The organism is Bradyrhizobium sp. Rc3b, from assembly GCF_900114915.1.
Lineage (GTDB): Bacteria > Pseudomonadota > Alphaproteobacteria > Rhizobiales > Xanthobacteraceae > Bradyrhizobium.
On the sequence record NZ_FOUS01000035.1, the window covers coordinates 1 to 15,615 of the forward strand.

Consider the following 15,615-nt stretch of genomic DNA (forward strand, 5'->3'; position numbering starts at 1 on the left):
CGAGGAGGCCCTTGAAGCTGCTGTCGTCGCGATCAAGCCGGGTGTGACGGCGGGAGAAGTGGATGCCGCAGCGCGCAAAGTGATTGAGCGATCCGTGCGACCACAGGCCCTTAATCATCGGGTTGGATACCAAACCGGTGCCCCCTGGAACGAACGTGGCAACGTCAGCCTGGAGCCCGGCGCAATCGACATCCTTGAGACCAGCATGACTCTTCACATGCCAGTCATTCTCCTCGGGAAAGACGATTACCTGTTTGGCTGCAGCGAGACCGTCCTAGTGACCGAACGTGGTGCAGAGATCCTCAGTCGTACACCACATACGCTCTATCGGACCTAGTGACTAAGCAGATCATGGATGCACCAATTAGCCGGCGGTCGCACCGCCCGCTTTCTTCTTGTAGATCGCAGGGTCAGCGTCAGCAGAGGCCTTTACACCTGGAGGCGCTCAGCCGACGCGCTTCACAATAAACGTAACCGGCGTGACGCCCTCACCTAGCCATCCCTCGGCTTGCGCGCCATACTGCCTGACATGAGCGGTTCGGTGGAGGTGGAACGATGGCAAATGCCATGCTTGATGCCAGGCAGGAAGGCGATTCTTATCGTCGCGTCGAGGTAATCACCGGGGAGCGCCTACGGCGACGATGGACTGGCGAGGAGAAGGCCCGGATCGCGGCGGAGAGCTTTGAGGAAGGTGCGAACATCTCCGAGGTGGCGAGACGCAATGGCCTATCCCGCGGGCTGCTCACGGTGTGACGACGCCAGGTTGCGCCGGTGGTAGCCGGCAAGGCGTCTAGCTTCGTGCCGATCCAAATTGGGGCCGAGAGCGACGGCGAGACGGCCGCCGAGTCCGAGCGCAGTTCGCCAGCACAGACGAGGCCTTTGGAGATCGCCGCGCCGCCGGTGAAGGCCTGCGGAGTGATCGAGATCGAACGGGGTGGGGCGCGCATCCGGGTTGCGCCGGGCGTGGAGCTGGCGACGCTTTCGACTGTGCTGTCGGCGCTTCGGGACATCCGTTGATTGCGCTGCGGTCTGACCTCAAGGTGGTGCTGGCGACACAGCCGGTCGATTTCAGCAAGTCGGTGCACGCGCTGTCGGCGCTGGTGAGCGAAGCGCTGCGTGCGACCCGTATTGTGGCGACGTCTTGGTGTTCGGCAGCAAACGCATGGACAGAGTGAAGCTTTTGGTGTGGGACGGCAGCGGCATGGTGCTGGTGACGAAGTGGTTGCAGCAGGGCGTTTCACTGGCCGCCGATCCGCGACGGTGTGGTACATCTAAGTGCGACTTAGCTCGCGATGCTGCTCGACGGACTGGAGTGGACGCGTGTCTCTCCCAAGCCTGTGAAGCAGCCGGCCGTTGTTGCTGAGAGGTGAGGATTTCGCTGGAACATGGAGTGGGCGCATGTATCGTTCGATCATATGATTCGCCCCGATGCTCTCCCGACCGATCCGGCGGCTGCTCTGACCGAGATGGTGCTCGCGCTTGACGTCGAGAACGAGGAGCTGCGCGTGGCGATGCGGACGCTCAAGGAGATGCTCTTCGGGAAGCGCTCGGAACGGCTTGCCGCGCTCGTGGCCGAGCAACTCGCGCTTGAGCTTGACGACCTCGAGACCGGCGCCACTCCGCCTGTGTCTGCCAACGACGATGCGCCGGCGGCGAAGCCGTCTGATAGGCTACGCAAGAAGGCGCGCCGCAACATCGGCGCGCTGCCCAAGCACCTGCTGCGCTGTGAGCAGGTGCTTGAGCCGGAGGCGACCGCCTGCTCGGGATGCCAGGGCCAGCTCCACAAGATCGGCGAGGACGTCAGCGAGGTGCCTGACGTGATCCCGGCGATGGAACGCGTTTCCGCGCCTGATCGAGAGCGGCATGGCCTCGACCGCGCTCGTGACTCACGTGGTGGTCTCGAAGTTCGCCTGGTATTTGCCGCTGTACCGGCAGGTGGAGATCCTGGCCGGCCAGGGCGTCCATCTTGATCGGTCGACGCTTGCCGCCTGGGTGAAACGTGTGGCCTGGTGGCTCAAGAGCCGCTATGAGCTCCAGCTGCGCACAATCCGAGCCTCGCCGCGCGTGTTCTGCGACGAGACTTCGATGCCGGTGCTCGATCCCGGACGACATCGCACTCGCACTCTGCCAGTTCTGGGCGCATGCCATGGATGACCGGCCACGGGGTGGCCCTTCGCCCCGCTGTGGCCTACGTATTCGCCGACGCGGCACCGAGGAGATCGCCGGACAACATTCTGCAGGTGGACGGTTATGCCGCCTACAAGGCGCTCGCCCGCGACCACGGCGGCGCGATCCAGCTCGCCTTTTGTCTCGCCCATGCCCTACGCAAATTCGCCGAGGTGTTCCAAACGACGCAGTCGCCGTTTGCGCGCGAGGTGATCGAACGCCTGCGGGCGGTCTATGCGATCGAAGCGGAGATCCGCTGCAACAGTGCGGAGCAGCGGCTGGCCATCCGCCGGACCAGGAGCGCAGCGTTGATGGCGGCGCTGAAGGCGCGACTGACCGAGATCGTGGGCCAGCTCTTCTCCCAGTCGAAGCTGGCAGAGGCGATCAACTATGCGCTCAATCACTGAAGTGGCCTGACGCTGTTTCTCGGCGACGGCCGCGTCGAGGTCGATACCAACACGGTCGAGCGTTCCATGCGCCCGATTGCCATGGGAACACGCAGCTCGTTGTTCAGGGGCAGCGAGGGCGGCGCCGAGAGCTGGGCGATCGTGGCGTCGCTTGTGAACACGGCAAAGCTCCACGAACTCGATCCGCAGGGCCACCTGGCCGACGTACTTAGCGCATCGTGTCCGGGCGAACCAAGAGCCATCAGCCGCACGAGCTGCCCGCCTGGAACTGGAAGGCGGCGCGCCAGCGCACCGCACAGGCCGCGGCATGAGCCCGCGTCATCATAAGCAGCGTCGTCGATGGCGGCACGCGATGCCACTTGAGGAGCTCGAGTGATGCTCCAGGCTCGCGTTGATCGGCATCCTGTCGCCACCAGCATTCCCACGCTCGACGGCTACGTCGCCGCGATCGTGACCGGACCGGTATCGATGAGCCCACTCGACTGGATCTGCCCGCTGCTCGCCATCGATGCCGCTGCCTTCGACCACGGAGGCGCCCCGGAGTTCGCGGCGATTTCCGCCGTCGCGCTGCATCATAATGAGATCAGCAAGACGCTTTCGACCACGCCTCTTCGCGCCGATGCAGCGGCGTGAAGTGAGTGGCGATATCGATGCGCGTCCCATGCGGCTCAGGCTGTCGGCGTGGGCGCCGTTGCTGGACACGAGCAACGTCAATCACGGCCTGCTGCTACGCGTCCTGCTGCGCTGTCGCGACGATCAGGGCCGTCCGCTGCTCGGACCGCCGCGAGACCGAGGACTTTCTCCGCAACGCCCACCTCGATATTCCAGCGGCCCTCGAGGCGCTACGCCAATACTGGATGCCGATCCGCCACGCACGCGCCCTCTGATCACTGCGGACGGGAGCTCATACCGGTTACGCTAAAGCTGCCTTGATCCTTGCTCCGGCTCGCCGATACGCGCCTGACCTTGGCAAGCTCATCAGCTCCGATCAGCGGTTGGCCGTGCACCACTTCGCTCGCGGCGCGATCAGGTTCATCTTCCTTCCACCGCACCGAACCGAACGGGCGCTCTAGCATACGGCGGACGCGCACGGGTTCTGGATCAGCGTGAAAAGCCGCCGCCTGTTGATCCAGGGCCCGCTCGGACTGCGTCGAGCGGTTGCGCTGCAGTAGATAATCCGGCCACGTCGGACAGTAATAACGTTCAATCCTAAGTTCAGGGTCCGCGATGTCGCGGGCAACGGACCAGCCATAACCGCCACTGCGTTGTCGGTACAATTGCAAGTCCTGCATCACGTTGTGAAAGGCGCGCACTCTCCTGTGCTACACGATGTTCAATTTCGACGACTAGCGGCCCGCTGCGCCGGATAGTTGAAGGCGAACTGCGGGATCAGCCAGCATCTCAGTGTCTTGCTCGCCAGCGGTGATGCGCGGCATGCGTTGCCAGAGCCCAAAGATCGGTGACACCAGCATTAGGCCGGCCGAAATCAGGAGAGTTGTTTGGACACCGGTGAAATTAGCCAAGTATCCGCACGCCCAACTGCCCACGGCGATCCCACCTGATCCCGCTGCGTGGTAGGCCGCAAGCGAACGGCCGGCGACCCAGCGCGGTGCCGACAACTGCACTCCAATATTAAATAGCGCCCGCGCAATCATCCATACGACACCCGCAAGGAACAGAGCGACCCTTGTTAATATCGGCTCGCTGCTTAGCGCTACTGCGATAATTGCCCCAACCCATCGACGGCGCACACGCGCGGATTGCCTCGCCGGTCATGCGCTTACGGACCTCGGTAATGTTAATCGCACCGATCACCCCGCCTAGACCGAAGGCGCTCAACATCATGCCATAAGTTTTTGCGCCACCATGCAGCAGATCGCGAGCTACAACGGGCATTAGCGCTGAGATCCCGCCGCCGATCAGGCCCATTACCATAGAGCGAACCTGAATGATCATCAATTCACCATCGATGCCGCACCAACATAGAGCTGTAGATGAAGTTGCCACGTTAATCTCGGAGGGAGAACTCAATGCCGACAGTGTATCGGCCTTTTGCGCAAGGCGCATTGATCAGGTGTACGTCGCAAGTGATAGTGATGCTGGAGTTCGCATTACCGAAAGATCAACGATGAGCTCAGTCGCTCCCTCTGCCGCGCCATTTCAAATCAGTTCAGGTGGCGCAAATATCTTGCGTCCATTTGCCGACACGAGCTCCTACATCACGCATTTGTTTGGTGGAAGAGTGCACCTGACTGTCTGAGCGCCCGCGTGATCGTCCAGCTTCCCGCATGTTGCGAAATGATCCTGGAAAGCGGGTGAGCGGCGAAATCGCAGCTACCACGCCGTCGCATTTGCTTACGTTGCGAAGACTTGGCGATCGGAGGATCGCCCTGCCTCGGGCCATGCGACGCGAAACATTAGAATTTTGCGGAAAATGCCGGATTTATGCGAGACTACCCCGCGCTCTTGTTAATTTCCTCCCGGATCGGGGTGCTATGCTGCCGAACAAGTCAGCTATGCACCTCACTAGGGAGAACCGACCATGTTCACATCGCGTCGCGAATTTCTGAAAAGTGCTGCCTCCGCCGCCGCTCTTGGCACTGGCATGTCATTAGCAAGCGCTGTGGACGCCCGCGCTGAGGAGACCATTACTGCGGTCGAGTGGGGTGGCAACTACGGCAACGAGATGAAGAAGCTTGCAGCCAAACAGTCAGATGTGAAAATCAATTGGCAGCTGCACGCGGGCGGCGCCTTGGCGATTTTGCCCAAGATCAAAGCTACTTGGCCGCGGCCAGGTGTTGACCTCCTGACCGGCTGGGATGCTTCGTGGCAGGCGATTGCCCGCGAGGGCTGGGCAGAGCCGGTGACGCAGGACAGGGTTCCCAATCTGGCAGACATTCCACGTAAGCTGCTGGTCAAGGACAGCGCCGGAAGTATCGTAAATATTCCCCGCACAACTACAGCGTACATTTGGTACTATCTGGAAGACAAAGTTCCTTTTCAGATCACCAAGATTGAAGATCTCTTGGACCCCCGGCTAAAGGGAAAGATCTGTTTCCCCGTCCCGACACTGGGCAACAACCTCCAAGTAGTAATGATGGCGCTGCATAATGGTGGCGATGAGAGAAATATGGAGCCCGGATGGGAGTTCATGAAAAAACTGGCACGCAGCGGAAACATTGGGCGTGTCGCGACCACGGACGTCGACATCTCAAGTTCGCTCACTTCCGGCGAGACTTGTATAAGCATGGCGTCGAGTTCCGGCGCCCTTAGGGTGGGGCGTCAGTTTAAGACCCGACTCCTAAGCAAAATGGATAAGCAATCAGGTTTCCGGGCCTTCGTTTTACAGGAAGGGTGGTGCGTTCTGAAGGGAGGTCGCACGGACGCGGCATTTAAGTTTGCGAACTTTGCGATCTCTCCGGAAAACAACGCGGAGTTCAACAAGGCCATCCAAGGTGTGCCTGCCAATATGAAATCAAAGATAGCGGACGAAGCCAAGCCCATCATATTCAATAACGAAGAGATGGAAGAGTACGTGTACATTCCGGACTGGGCCTTTCTCTCATCGCAGTTAGACACCTGGATGAAGCGGTGGGAGCAAGAAATCGCGCCGCTGCTTTAGCGGCCGGACGCGCTAATAATATCATACGCCGGTGGGCGTTTGCCTGGAGAGAGCGAATGAGGGCTGCGAGATCTAAACTCTTACTGTTGCTTCCGGCAGCGGCAGTGTTCGTTCTCTTCTTGGTGTTTCCGATTTTGATCGTGCTCAATGAGAGTTTCCACACGTTCGAGCCCGGTCGGATTGGGTCGGTCGAAGGAGGTCCGCTCACTCTCGCAAACTATGCAGAGCTCTTTCAACCGGTCTATGGGCAATACTTTGCCCAGACATACGTTTTAGCGATCTGCTCGTCAGCCGTCTCGATCGTCTTTGCTTTGCCGATTGCCTATTGCATTGCGAGAACTGAATTTGCATGGATGCAGAAAGCGGCGATCTCCGCGATTGTCGGGCTCATGTTCCTAAGCTCTCTGGTGCGGGTCTATGCGCTTGAGCTGACTTTCGGCTCCGCCGGAGTGCTCGCTCCGCTGATGTCGATTATCGATATCGATACCAACAGTCGGATGTATATCAATTTTGTGATCCTCGCGGGATTGCTTCAATATTCCATACCGATGTCAATTCTGATCTTGATCGGGGCGATCAAAAATCTAAACCCGCGGTTGACTGAGGCGGCTATGTCTCTTGGTGCCTCTGCACTTGCGGCTCACCTTACCGTAACGATCCCCTTATCCATGCGAGGGATTGTGTCGGCATTTTTGGTCTCAATGACCCTTGGCGTAAGCGCGTTCGTCATACCGTTGATCCTCGGGCGAGGGCGCATCCTGTTCATTTCGAATCTTATTTATAGCCGGTTCAGCGAGGTCGCCAATTATCCGAGCGGCGCAGCGATTTCGATTGTCATGATGGTCCTCGCGTTGCTTTTGATCCTTGTGATGTCCAGATTGGCGACGACCCTTGAGCGAGCGTGAGAATAAGATGCTCAGCACCAAAGAGAGGCTTAACGCGGACGTGACGTTCAGAACAAAGGCGCTCGTCAGCGCGAAGCCGATGCTCAGCAAGCGACGCATCGACACTCTTCTTGCTATTGCCGTGACTGCGATCGTTGCGGTGACAGCGCTGTTCCTGCTGTTCCCGGTCGTCGTAACCGTGCTGATGGCATTCGATGGGCGCGACTACATCGGCCCATTCCCTCCGACCGAGCTTTCGACCCAATGGTTCGGCAGGCTCTTTGAGGATGCCTACATATGGGAGGGCTTCAAAACCAGTCTGCTGCTGGCCATTGCCACAACTGCGGCGGCGGCAGGCATTGGAGCGCTGGCCGCATTGGCGATTAGCTGGATGTCTCCGCGATTGCGCGACGTTGTCACTACCATGTTTCTGTCACCCCTCGTCTTGCCAGGAGTGATCATTGGTTTTGGTCTGCTCATGTTCTTTGCGGCTTTCCACCAGCTACCGGCCTTTCTAAAACTGTTTGCCGGTCACCTGATCATCACGCTTCCCTTCACAATAAGAATGACGCTGGTCGGCCTTGCCGGGATCAGCCAAACGCTACGTGAGGCGGCATTATCGCTCGGTGCGAACGAACGCCAAGTCTTCTTTACTATCACGTTGCCGCTCACCAAGAATGGTATTGCGGCGGGAGCGATATTTGCTTTTGCGACCTCCATGGACGATGTCACTATCAGCCTGTTCTTGAGTGACTTCCAGACGTATACGCTTCCCCTCGCGCTCACCACCCTCATAAAGTCGAACTTCGATCTGACCATCGCTGCGGCCGCAGTAGCAATGATAAGCCTTACGCTTGTTCTACTGATCGTGCTTGACCGAGTGCTCGGGCTCGAGCGCGCAATGGGGCATGGAGCCAATAGGATTCGGTAGATGAATGTTCTTGAACTGAAAGACGTCACGAAAAAGTATGGTGGCTTCACTGCGGTCGAAAACCTCTCTCTGGAGCTAGAGCCAGGAAAGGTGCTTTCGCTCCTCGGGCCGAGCGGCTGTGGCAAAACGACTACACTGCGCATCATTGCAGGTTTTGCCGCCCCGGATGAAGGGAGCGTTCAAATTGCGGGCGAGGATGTCGGGGAACTGAAGCCCTATGAGCGTAACGTAGGACTGCTGTTTCAGGATTATGCGCTCTTTCCCCACATGACAGTGGCCCAGAATGTTGCCTACGGAATGCGGTACCGAGGAGCGGCGGCAGCTGCGATACCTTCTCGGGTTAAGCAGATGTTGTCGCTCGTACAACTCGCAGGAATGGAGCTCAGATACCCTAATCAACTCAGTGGCGGACAGCAGCAGCGTGTTGCGCTTGCGCGGGCGCTCGCAACCGATCCCAAGATTGTTCTTCTCGACGAGCCGTTGTCGGCACTCGATGCTAAGCTGCGCCTCGAATTGCGCATTGAGCTGAAGGAAATTCTCAGATCTGTCGGTGCCACAACGATCGTTGTCACGCACGATCAAGAGGAGGCGTTGAGCCTGGGAGACGAAGTCGTCATCATGCATGCAGGCAAGATCGTTCAGCGTGGGACTCCGACGCAAATCTATCAATCGCCTGCCGACAAGTTTGTTGCTGAGTTCGTCGGACGGTCAAATTGGTTCCATTCAACCAGGAGCGGCCAATCGAGCGCGGGCTTCACGTCTTATCTTACCGGCGATGGAGTTGAGATTCGGGCGAAGTCGTCGCCATCCGGTTACAACGGCGGCGCTGATCTTTGCGTGCGACCGGAACACATTCAGCTCGTGGATAGTGCCGCTCCTGAGGCGCCTAGCGACGCGCAACATAACAGCATGGCGGGTGTTGTTCTCGACGTGGCATCTCTAGGCCCTGACGTGCATGTTGTTGTTGAGCTTCCTGGAAAAGTCCGTTTGCTAGCGATCCGGAAGAATGTTGGGAAGATCACGGGGCTCGCCCCCGGACAATGTGTGCGGGCGCTCTTTTCGGCCTCGGATGTGCTCGTATTTGATGTGGATTGGCGATAAGGCGACAGTTGCGCGAAGCAGATCGGAAAGAAGGCTCTGTAAGGTCTCAATCGGATTGGACCCGCTGCCCCATCAAGAGCCGAGCAATCCAAATCCTGCGTCGCGTGAAAGCAGACACCGTGACGTGGCGGAGTCAAAACAAGCTACGCGCCGCCAACCCAGCGCTGATCGCGTTTGGCGCAAATGCGATGCGCGGAGTGCGCGTGGAATACCGTGATGTTTGTCGCATTGTGGCCGCAGGTTTCTGGCGGCATCGTCCTCTCAGCGTTCGGTGGAGGCGGCCGATGCCGCTCAGCATTGTGCATTGTTCGCGGCGGCGGGACACAACAGGCTGCGCTGCTCTGAGTTACCCATTGCTTAAACGCGCTTCGGCGAGCGTCAATGATGTCCGCTAGAACATTCGATTGAATCGCAGGCGGCGAGTGTCGGCTGGGGTGCCGGAGACCGCTGCCGTTGCCGGTAATGCAGCTCACTTTGTTTAGTGCTGATGGAGTACGGCACCGCGCAACTCAGCGGCACACGACGCACTGTTGCTAACGACGGCAACTGCGTATGCCTCCCGGGCGCTTCAATTGCCCACGCATGATCCGATGGCAGTAGCCCTAGCTAATCGAAAAAGCTTGAATCGGATGAATCGCTTTGTGGTGGCGCTTGAATCGCGACGACGGGGTGCCTTCATGTTTCAAGCGGAACAACGTCTCGTTGGTCGTCAGGTTGCCAAGATGATAGTGATGAAAGTGTCGTCGAACACTGGACAGAGCGCGAGATCGACAAGACAGTTTTCAAGGATGCCCGTCTTAGTCAGCGATTTGGCGAGCAGTTGAAGCAAATTGGTGACGGCATGGGCAGAAATACCGTTCGCCTGCCAGGACTGGGCGAACACCAAGGCGGCCTTCCGCTTCTTCGCCAATGAGCGCATGGAGGAAGCCGACATTCTTAGCGGCCACTTCGTCGCCACGCACGCGCGTTACGATATTTGTACAGTCCCAATACTCATCATTCAGGATACGACGGAATTCTCCTACCACGCGCGAACACGAGCGCTATCGGCCTGACCAAGAGCGCCAACAGCGGCCGGAATTAGGATGGCCGTTGGAGCCATCAAACGATCTGCGGAATGCTGATGCGTTCCAGTCTTCGTAACTGTTGAGGGCCTACCGTTGGGATTGGCGGATTGCCGGCCCTGGCCAAGTAGCCACCTAGACGTGCAAGCTTAGCGAGGTAAAAAGCAGGGGTTCCAGGGCGACATCGTCGATGACTGGCGCCGCTGATGAGTTGATCAAGCAATACGATCTCGGTGTTTGTCAACGCGAGCTTCGGTTACGTGTCTGGTGCGATGCGATTGAGCATGGTGAGCCAGAGGACGCGCCAGCTGAGAATGCAGAAGACCGCCATTAGATTGGCGAGCCGCTCCGCGGTCCGGAGTTTTAAGTTCTTTCCGCCTCGCAGCCCGATTTCACGTGGAACGCAACGATTTCTCGAATTCGATATCTGTACGTCTCGAGAGGCCCGCATCGGCGGGAAATCGGCGCAGGTTCGTCACGAAATTGATCGCTGGTCAGACGGGCTCTGCTAAAGCACGTCAGAACGGGAGTCTTTCTTCGTCAATTCGGTCGAACTGCCAACTGACTAAAGCTTGGCAGATTTATCCGGTGGGAGGGATCGACGTCTCCGTCGTCGGAAAGCTCTGCAGACCTGATTCAGGAAATAGGCGCCCCATATCACAATCATATCGGAAAACCCGATCCGTCTAGAGTAAGAAACCGCCCGACTTAGGCGTTCCTGGCGGCAGAAGCTGATAAGCTCTTATTCCGAGAGCGGGGGATCGCCCGCCCACTCGGCGATGCGTGCTACGCTCCATCATAGGGCGGCGCTTCCGCCGTCGGCAGGGGTTCGGCATTGAGTTCGTCCGCGTGACCGCGCCACGAATGGGCCCGCACGTCGACCAAACATCGTAGATAACGTTGTTGCTTTTTAGTGTGTCGTACCGTCGAGGCATGTTTCGCATGCAGGGCGACGCGCAGCTTGTTGTCGCTACTTTGTTCTCTTGCATGGGTAGGTCATGTTGATCGGTGCCACGCGCGGGCAGGAAGTCAATACCTGATCGCGTTTCCTTCCAAAAAACGATATCCGCAATACGGCGAGCGTCGCGATAATCGAGATGAAAAGATGCGGTCATCCTCCACAACCGCAGGAACTGTGCGTCGAATTTGAGCAAGAATGCTGATCGTCGAATGGAGGAAGGTAGAGACGGCTTCCTCGTCTCTGCCGAAATCGAGGACCGTTCATGCATAATCATGATCTTGTCTCGGGTAGCCTCTTGGCCCTTACCGCAGCAGGCGTCGCGCTTCTCTGCACCAGCTTACTCGCATTTGTCTTGATATAGGGCTGCTTCCCGCACCTGTAGCGGAGGCTGTGGCGTTATTGGGCGCCGGTGGCGGCGGACAGCGCTGTAGTCCGGGCAACTCCTAGACGGCTTGGAGCACAAGGAGAGTGCGCCTCGCTATTTCGATTCGAAGGTAGGGGCTATGCAGCAGCGCCTTGAGGGCGGCAGCAGCATCGAGTGGACAGCAAAAGCTGTTGGAGACGACCATGAAGAGATACTATTTTGATATCCAGCACGGCAGCCAATTCATTCGCGACGATGAAGGTGTGGAGCTACCCCATAGCGACGCTGCACGCGAGGAGGCGACCGCGGCGCTCGCGGAGATGGCCAGCGGATGGGCCAGAAATAGGCCGCATCACCACATCGCAATTAAAGTTCGCGACGATCATGGCCCTATCTTGCAGGCGAGTGCTAGCTTCGTGCTGAAGCCATCGTGCGACTTGAAAGCCTCCGGTTGGCATCGAAACGAAATTTTGGACGCTGATTAACAGGGAAATCGGGGTGCCGTCCTCATACGCTAAGGGCCGATAGTGGGCATCCTCAGATTGGAGTGAGTGAGAACAGCCAATAGGCTGTGGCCGAGGCTCTTATTGACACTTGCCGCGCGTGATCGCGAGTTGCTGGCGACGCACCTGATCATCCGTCTGGCAAGTCGTCTCACGAATCAGGCCTGCAATCGCAACGACTGTTCGGGCGCTGTCCTAAGGTGCGCTCCCGGGAGGTTCACCCCGCGCTTACCGATCCGTTTCCGTTTGATTAGATCGAAGACGAGCAAAGTTCGACGAGCACCGTTACGCAAGGGCTACTGCCGAGTTGATGTTCCGGGTTGCTCGGCCTCTCTCTGAAGGGCGTCTGACGCGCGGAGCAGCCGTCGCTCAACAGATGGCTGGTTCTGTGAGAAGAGCTGATCGCAGGAAAACTCTGTACTCTCCTGCTCAAGTGTAGAATTGTTGCGTACGAACGGCTACTTTGCGCGATCCCGGCGCACCGTCGCGATAATGTTTTCCGATGTTTCATCATAAGCCGAAGCTAACGGAGTCCTGAATGGCATCTCAAACCCAGCGCTCTCTCGGAATTCTTAATCTGGAACGGGGTGGGCCGTCGGACGCTATGCCGCGGGCGCCAGTACGCGGCCACTTGATGAGTTCAGCAACTTACGATTTTCCCGTTATTTCGGAAAGCGTTGTCGGTGCGTGGGCGGACCTTGTGGTCCCTGGCGCGCCAGAGCTGGAGCCTGCCTGCGTGGCTGCAGCGAAGCGCCTAGTCGAGCGCGGTGCGGTTGCAATAAGCTCCAACTGTGGTTACTTCATTCGACACCAAGCGGCTGTGGCTGCGGCCGTGAATGTACCAGTGGTGACGTCGAGTCTACTGCTGCTACCTGTGCTACTGCGCCAATTGCCGGCCGACGCTAAGCTCGCGGTTGTGGTCGCCCAACCCAAACACCTAAGCGAGGACATGCTCGGGATCGCGGATCCAGCTGCACGGGCCCGGGTGGTCGTCGGAGGGATCGAACATAGCGCGCTCGTGCGAAATGAGAATATGCGACCCCCGCCGCCGACGGATATGGCGGAGGTCGAGAAGGATGTCGTCGCGTGCACCGCCCGACTACGTGAGTCTCATCCAGATATCGCGGCATTTCTGTTTGAGTGCACGGCGATGCCGTTGTCTGCCCCGGCGGTCCGCCGAATGACGGGTCTGCCTGTCTACGACATTACCACGCTCTGCAGGATTACCTTGGCCTCAATCGTCTGAGGGAGTTTGCTACGCGATCAGCAATCGCTGCGGGCGCCACTGAATTGTGAGCGCCCGCAGTTTTTCAACGCGATTGTTGGTGTCACCGTTCTTGCTGTTTCACGGCTGGAAACGCCGCAACTAACATCCGGCTGTAGAAGTGAGGAGCTTATAGACGATAAGTAACCCCCAAATCGCGGCGGGCAATCTTCAGCAGTGGGTCGACTCCGGCTAACATGAAAATCCGATGAAAAATCGGCGCGCTGGGCAGTGAGTTGCACCTCGTTGAGGGCCTGGCTCGAGTGTGAAGGCTACCACACTGACGCCAATAGCGTGTCGGCTCGAAGTTGCTTAACCACCCACGTCGTAGGAAGGCCTTCATGTTGCTTCAACCGGACGCAGAAATTCGCGAAGGAAGCGCCCTACCTTGCAGAAATTCGGCAAGGGGAATTGGTAGCCTTTCGAAGCACTGACCAACTTGGTCAAGTCACCGCGAGAGTCGCGTGCGATCGTTCACGAGAGGTCGAGTGGTTTTCGCTGTTCGCCCCGCATCCGGAGGGCGAACTAAGGGCGGAGGGAAGGCAGTGAATTTTGACATCGCTCAGCAAATTGTTGCGCTCAGTTTTTCTGATTCCTATCTCGAAGCTAGGGAGAAATTCTTAGCAGCGGCACCGACGTCGAAGGCGTATCGCTGTAGTGCAGAAGGGCCGTCCGGCGAGGCGCTCTTTACCGATGCCGCATATTTCGGCTCCGCAGATGCCAAGAACCTCCTGGTCCTGGTTTCCGGCACCCACGGACCAGAGGGCTACCATGGCTCCGCAGCGCAGCTACTGTTCTTGCAAGCAAAGTTGCACGAGGAGCTTCCGCCGTCGACGGCGGTGCTCTTTATTCACGCGCTGAACTGCTACGGGTTTGCCTGGGATCGTAGGTCGACGGCAGAAGGGTGCGACCTCAATCGTAACTTTATCGACTTTTCAAAGCCGATGCCGCCAAGTCCCGAGTATGAAGAGTTGGACGAGTTTTTCGTTCCTGCGGATAGGACGGAGGAGGGAATCAGCCGCGCCGAAGCTGCGATTGCCGAATATCGCAAGCGGCACGGCGAGATGACTTACCGATCAGCGAGGTCCCGTGGCCAGTACACTAAGCCGGGTGGCCTGTTTTACGGCGGAACTGAACCTACGGAAGCCCGGCTGACCCTCGAAAAAATAGTGGCCGACTTTGATGTGGCGGCGCGCGATAACGTCGTCATCATCGATTACCACACCGGGCTTGGTCCTTACGGGTACGGAGAGCTCCAATGCGAGCAGCCGTCCGGACTAAAGGGATACGAGCGAGCTGCAAAAATCTTTGGGCCGTCGGTAACACTGCCAGATTTAGGAACCTCTTCGTCCGTTAACTTGCATGGGACACAAGATGAGTATTGGCAGCGTATCTTGGGGGATAGGCACACCTATGTAGCCCTAGAGTATGGAACCTACACTAGTTCGAGAATACTGAGCGATGAACACTGGCTGTTTAGGTACAGACCGGACGCGGTTGATTCGGAACTCGGACGTCAGATTCGGAATGCCACCAAGCGCCATTTCTATCCCCAAAAGCCGGATTGGAACGAGATGGTTCTTTGGAGAGCGCACTTGGTACATCGACAAGCGCTTGAGGGGTTTAGGTCTAGAAGCTAGTTGCCTGCCGATAAACCAGTTTCAGTGATGTCTCATAGTGCTCACTCCGCCACGCTCGCATCGCTCCACATGCACTTCCGCCGCTGTGCCTTGGCAAGCGCATCCATAGCAGCTGGCAAAGAGCACAACTTTCATCGAGTCAATGAATTCGAATGTGGGGATCGGCGCATCAAGATCGCTTCACAGGTATTTGGAATCAAGAGTGGCAGATGCGGGTGTCGGTCCCGTCAAATTTGATTAACGAAACGTCAGTGGTTACGAAAAGGAGCTGATCTATGACCGCGCTCAAAGCGATCCCTTTCACCGGTGCCCCGTCTTCCCTAAAACAGAATACGAGCGGCGGCAGAAGAAGGTGCTTGGAGCAGTGGCGTGAGCTGACCTCGACGCAGTCGTGGTCACCGCCCATGGTCATCTCCGGTATCTCAGCGGATACGATGGAATGGGCGCGTACTTCATGCCGTTCCCGTTGATCCTCATGCCGGAGCGAGCGCCGACATATGTGGTCCGCGAATATGAGTTGACTGGCGTTCGGGCAGAAAGCCACATCGACGATATCGTTTGCTATACGGAGCAGCCAGACTTTGCCAAAGTGTGCGCCGACGTTCTTCGGCGGCTGGGCTTGGCGGACAAGAGGGTAGGTTTCGAGCTCGGCTGCTGGAACCTCGCCCCGGCCGATGTCAGTGCGCTCCAAGAGCGCCTTCCGGAAAT

The 15,615-nt window shown here is 58.0% G+C and carries 15 protein-coding genes and 3 pseudogenes; 15 read left to right on the forward strand and 3 right to left on the reverse strand.

Features of this window, described 5'->3' with window-relative positions:
* The 6 genes and pseudogenes from BM190_RS38775 to BM190_RS38800 form a co-directional block, all read left to right on the forward strand.
* Positions 1–337: M24 family metallopeptidase (locus tag BM190_RS38775; RefSeq protein ID WP_143109194.1), on the forward strand; the 337-nt coding region annotated here is incomplete at its 5' end.
* 218 nt (positions 338–555) lie between these two features.
* Complete coding sequence (locus BM190_RS38780) at positions 556–753, forward strand: transposase (RefSeq protein ID WP_092263232.1); 198 nt, start codon at positions 556–558, stop codon at positions 751–753.
* A 45-nt stretch (positions 754–798) separates the two neighbouring features.
* Positions 799–1,017: a hypothetical protein gene (locus tag BM190_RS38785; RefSeq protein WP_143109195.1), complete on the forward strand. Its 219-nt coding sequence runs from the start codon at positions 799–801 to the stop codon at positions 1,015–1,017.
* A pseudogene (tnpB, locus tag BM190_RS38790) lies at positions 1,014–1,370 on the forward strand (IS66 family insertion sequence element accessory protein TnpB). The gene BM190_RS38785 and the pseudogene tnpB overlap by 4 nt, the downstream one beginning before the upstream one ends.
* Positions 1,371–1,385: 15 nt before the next feature.
* A pseudogene (gene tnpC / locus BM190_RS38795) lies at positions 1,386–2,884 on the forward strand (IS66 family transposase).
* A gap of 64 nt (positions 2,885–2,948) precedes the next feature.
* Entirely contained in the window at positions 2,949–3,206 is a 258-nt protein-coding gene (locus BM190_RS38800; RefSeq protein ID WP_244550902.1) for a UPF0149 family protein, read from the forward strand.
* A 254-nt stretch (positions 3,207–3,460) separates the two neighbouring features.
* Here BM190_RS38800 and BM190_RS38805 read toward each other — a convergent pair.
* Positions 3,461–4,324, reverse strand: a pseudogene (locus tag BM190_RS38805) (MFS transporter).
* Positions 4,206–4,640 carry an MFS transporter gene (locus BM190_RS41710; RefSeq protein WP_283806153.1) on the reverse strand — a complete coding sequence of 145 codons (435 nt, stop codon included), beginning with the start codon at positions 4,638–4,640 and terminating at the stop codon, positions 4,206–4,208. Before BM190_RS41710 ends, BM190_RS38805 begins: the two are co-directional and overlap by 119 nt.
* On the opposite strand from BM190_RS41710, the gene BM190_RS40895 reads away from it, so the two are divergent.
* From BM190_RS40895 to BM190_RS38825, 5 genes are all read left to right on the forward strand, one after another.
* Positions 4,522–4,833, forward strand: coding sequence for a hypothetical protein (locus BM190_RS40895; RefSeq protein WP_177237545.1), 312 nt, complete (start codon positions 4,522–4,524; stop codon positions 4,831–4,833). The genes BM190_RS41710 and BM190_RS40895 overlap by 119 nt on opposite strands.
* A gap of 282 nt (positions 4,834–5,115) precedes the next feature.
* Complete coding sequence (locus tag BM190_RS38810) at positions 5,116–6,195, forward strand: ABC transporter substrate-binding protein (protein WP_092263238.1); 1,080 nt, start codon at positions 5,116–5,118, stop codon at positions 6,193–6,195.
* 56 nt (positions 6,196–6,251) lie between these two features.
* Complete coding sequence (locus tag BM190_RS38815) at positions 6,252–7,100, forward strand: ABC transporter permease (protein WP_092263241.1); 849 nt, start codon at positions 6,252–6,254, stop codon at positions 7,098–7,100.
* Between the two features lie 7 nt (positions 7,101–7,107).
* A complete protein-coding gene (locus BM190_RS38820) occupies positions 7,108–8,010 on the forward strand; it encodes an ABC transporter permease (RefSeq protein WP_143109196.1) in 903 nt (300 codons plus the stop codon).
* Complete coding sequence (locus tag BM190_RS38825; RefSeq protein WP_092263245.1) at positions 8,011–9,111, forward strand: ABC transporter ATP-binding protein; 1,101 nt, start codon at positions 8,011–8,013, stop codon at positions 9,109–9,111.
* 709 nt (positions 9,112–9,820) lie between these two features.
* On the opposite strand, the gene BM190_RS40900 is transcribed toward BM190_RS38825, so the two are convergent.
* Positions 9,821–10,045 carry a hypothetical protein gene (locus BM190_RS40900; protein WP_177237546.1) on the reverse strand — a complete coding sequence of 75 codons (225 nt, stop codon included), beginning with the start codon at positions 10,043–10,045 and terminating at the stop codon, positions 9,821–9,823.
* Between BM190_RS40900 and BM190_RS42025 the strand changes: the two genes are divergently transcribed.
* From BM190_RS42025 to BM190_RS41520, 4 genes are all read left to right on the forward strand, one after another.
* Positions 9,945–10,166 (forward strand): transposase DNA-binding-containing protein, encoded by a 222-nt coding sequence (locus BM190_RS42025; protein WP_177237547.1) that lies wholly within the window; start codon positions 9,945–9,947, stop codon positions 10,164–10,166. The two genes, BM190_RS40900 and BM190_RS42025, sit on opposite strands and share 101 nt — an antisense overlap.
* 1,537 nt (positions 10,167–11,703) lie before the next feature.
* Positions 11,704–11,985 (forward strand): DUF6894 family protein, encoded by a 282-nt coding sequence (locus BM190_RS38840; RefSeq protein WP_143109197.1) that lies wholly within the window; start codon positions 11,704–11,706, stop codon positions 11,983–11,985.
* 1,827 nt (positions 11,986–13,812) lie between these two features.
* Positions 13,813–14,907: a DUF2817 domain-containing protein gene (locus tag BM190_RS38850; protein WP_092263251.1), complete on the forward strand. Its 1,095-nt coding sequence runs from the start codon at positions 13,813–13,815 to the stop codon at positions 14,905–14,907.
* A 391-nt stretch (positions 14,908–15,298) separates the two neighbouring features.
* A partial coding sequence (locus BM190_RS41520; RefSeq protein WP_349516970.1) for an aminopeptidase P family N-terminal domain-containing protein occupies positions 15,299–15,615 on the forward strand: 317 nt, incomplete at its 3' end.

Excerpts from the sequence above, each read along its gene's own strand:
- BM190_RS38780 (WP_092263232.1), top strand. The coding sequence starts at position 556 with ATGGCAAATGCCATGCTTGATGCCAGGCAGGAAGGCGATTCTTATCGT.
- BM190_RS38800 (WP_244550902.1), top strand. The coding sequence starts at position 2,949 with ATGCTCCAGGCTCGCGTTGATCGGCATCCTGTCGCCACCAGCATTCCC.
- BM190_RS40895 (WP_177237545.1), top strand. The coding sequence starts at position 4,522 with ATGATCATCAATTCACCATCGATGCCGCACCAACATAGAGCTGTAGAT.
- BM190_RS41710 (WP_283806153.1), bottom strand. The coding sequence starts at position 4,640 with ATGCGCCTTGCGCAAAAGGCCGATACACTGTCGGCATTGAGTTCTCCC.
- BM190_RS38810 (WP_092263238.1), top strand. The coding sequence starts at position 5,116 with ATGTTCACATCGCGTCGCGAATTTCTGAAAAGTGCTGCCTCCGCCGCC.
- BM190_RS38815 (WP_092263241.1), top strand. The coding sequence starts at position 6,252 with ATGAGGGCTGCGAGATCTAAACTCTTACTGTTGCTTCCGGCAGCGGCA.
- BM190_RS38820 (WP_143109196.1), top strand. The coding sequence starts at position 7,108 with ATGCTCAGCACCAAAGAGAGGCTTAACGCGGACGTGACGTTCAGAACA.
- BM190_RS38825 (WP_092263245.1), top strand. The coding sequence starts at position 8,011 with ATGAATGTTCTTGAACTGAAAGACGTCACGAAAAAGTATGGTGGCTTC.
- BM190_RS40900 (WP_177237546.1), bottom strand. The coding sequence starts at position 10,045 with ATGTCGGCTTCCTCCATGCGCTCATTGGCGAAGAAGCGGAAGGCCGCC.
- BM190_RS38840 (WP_143109197.1), top strand. The coding sequence starts at position 11,704 with ATGAAGAGATACTATTTTGATATCCAGCACGGCAGCCAATTCATTCGC.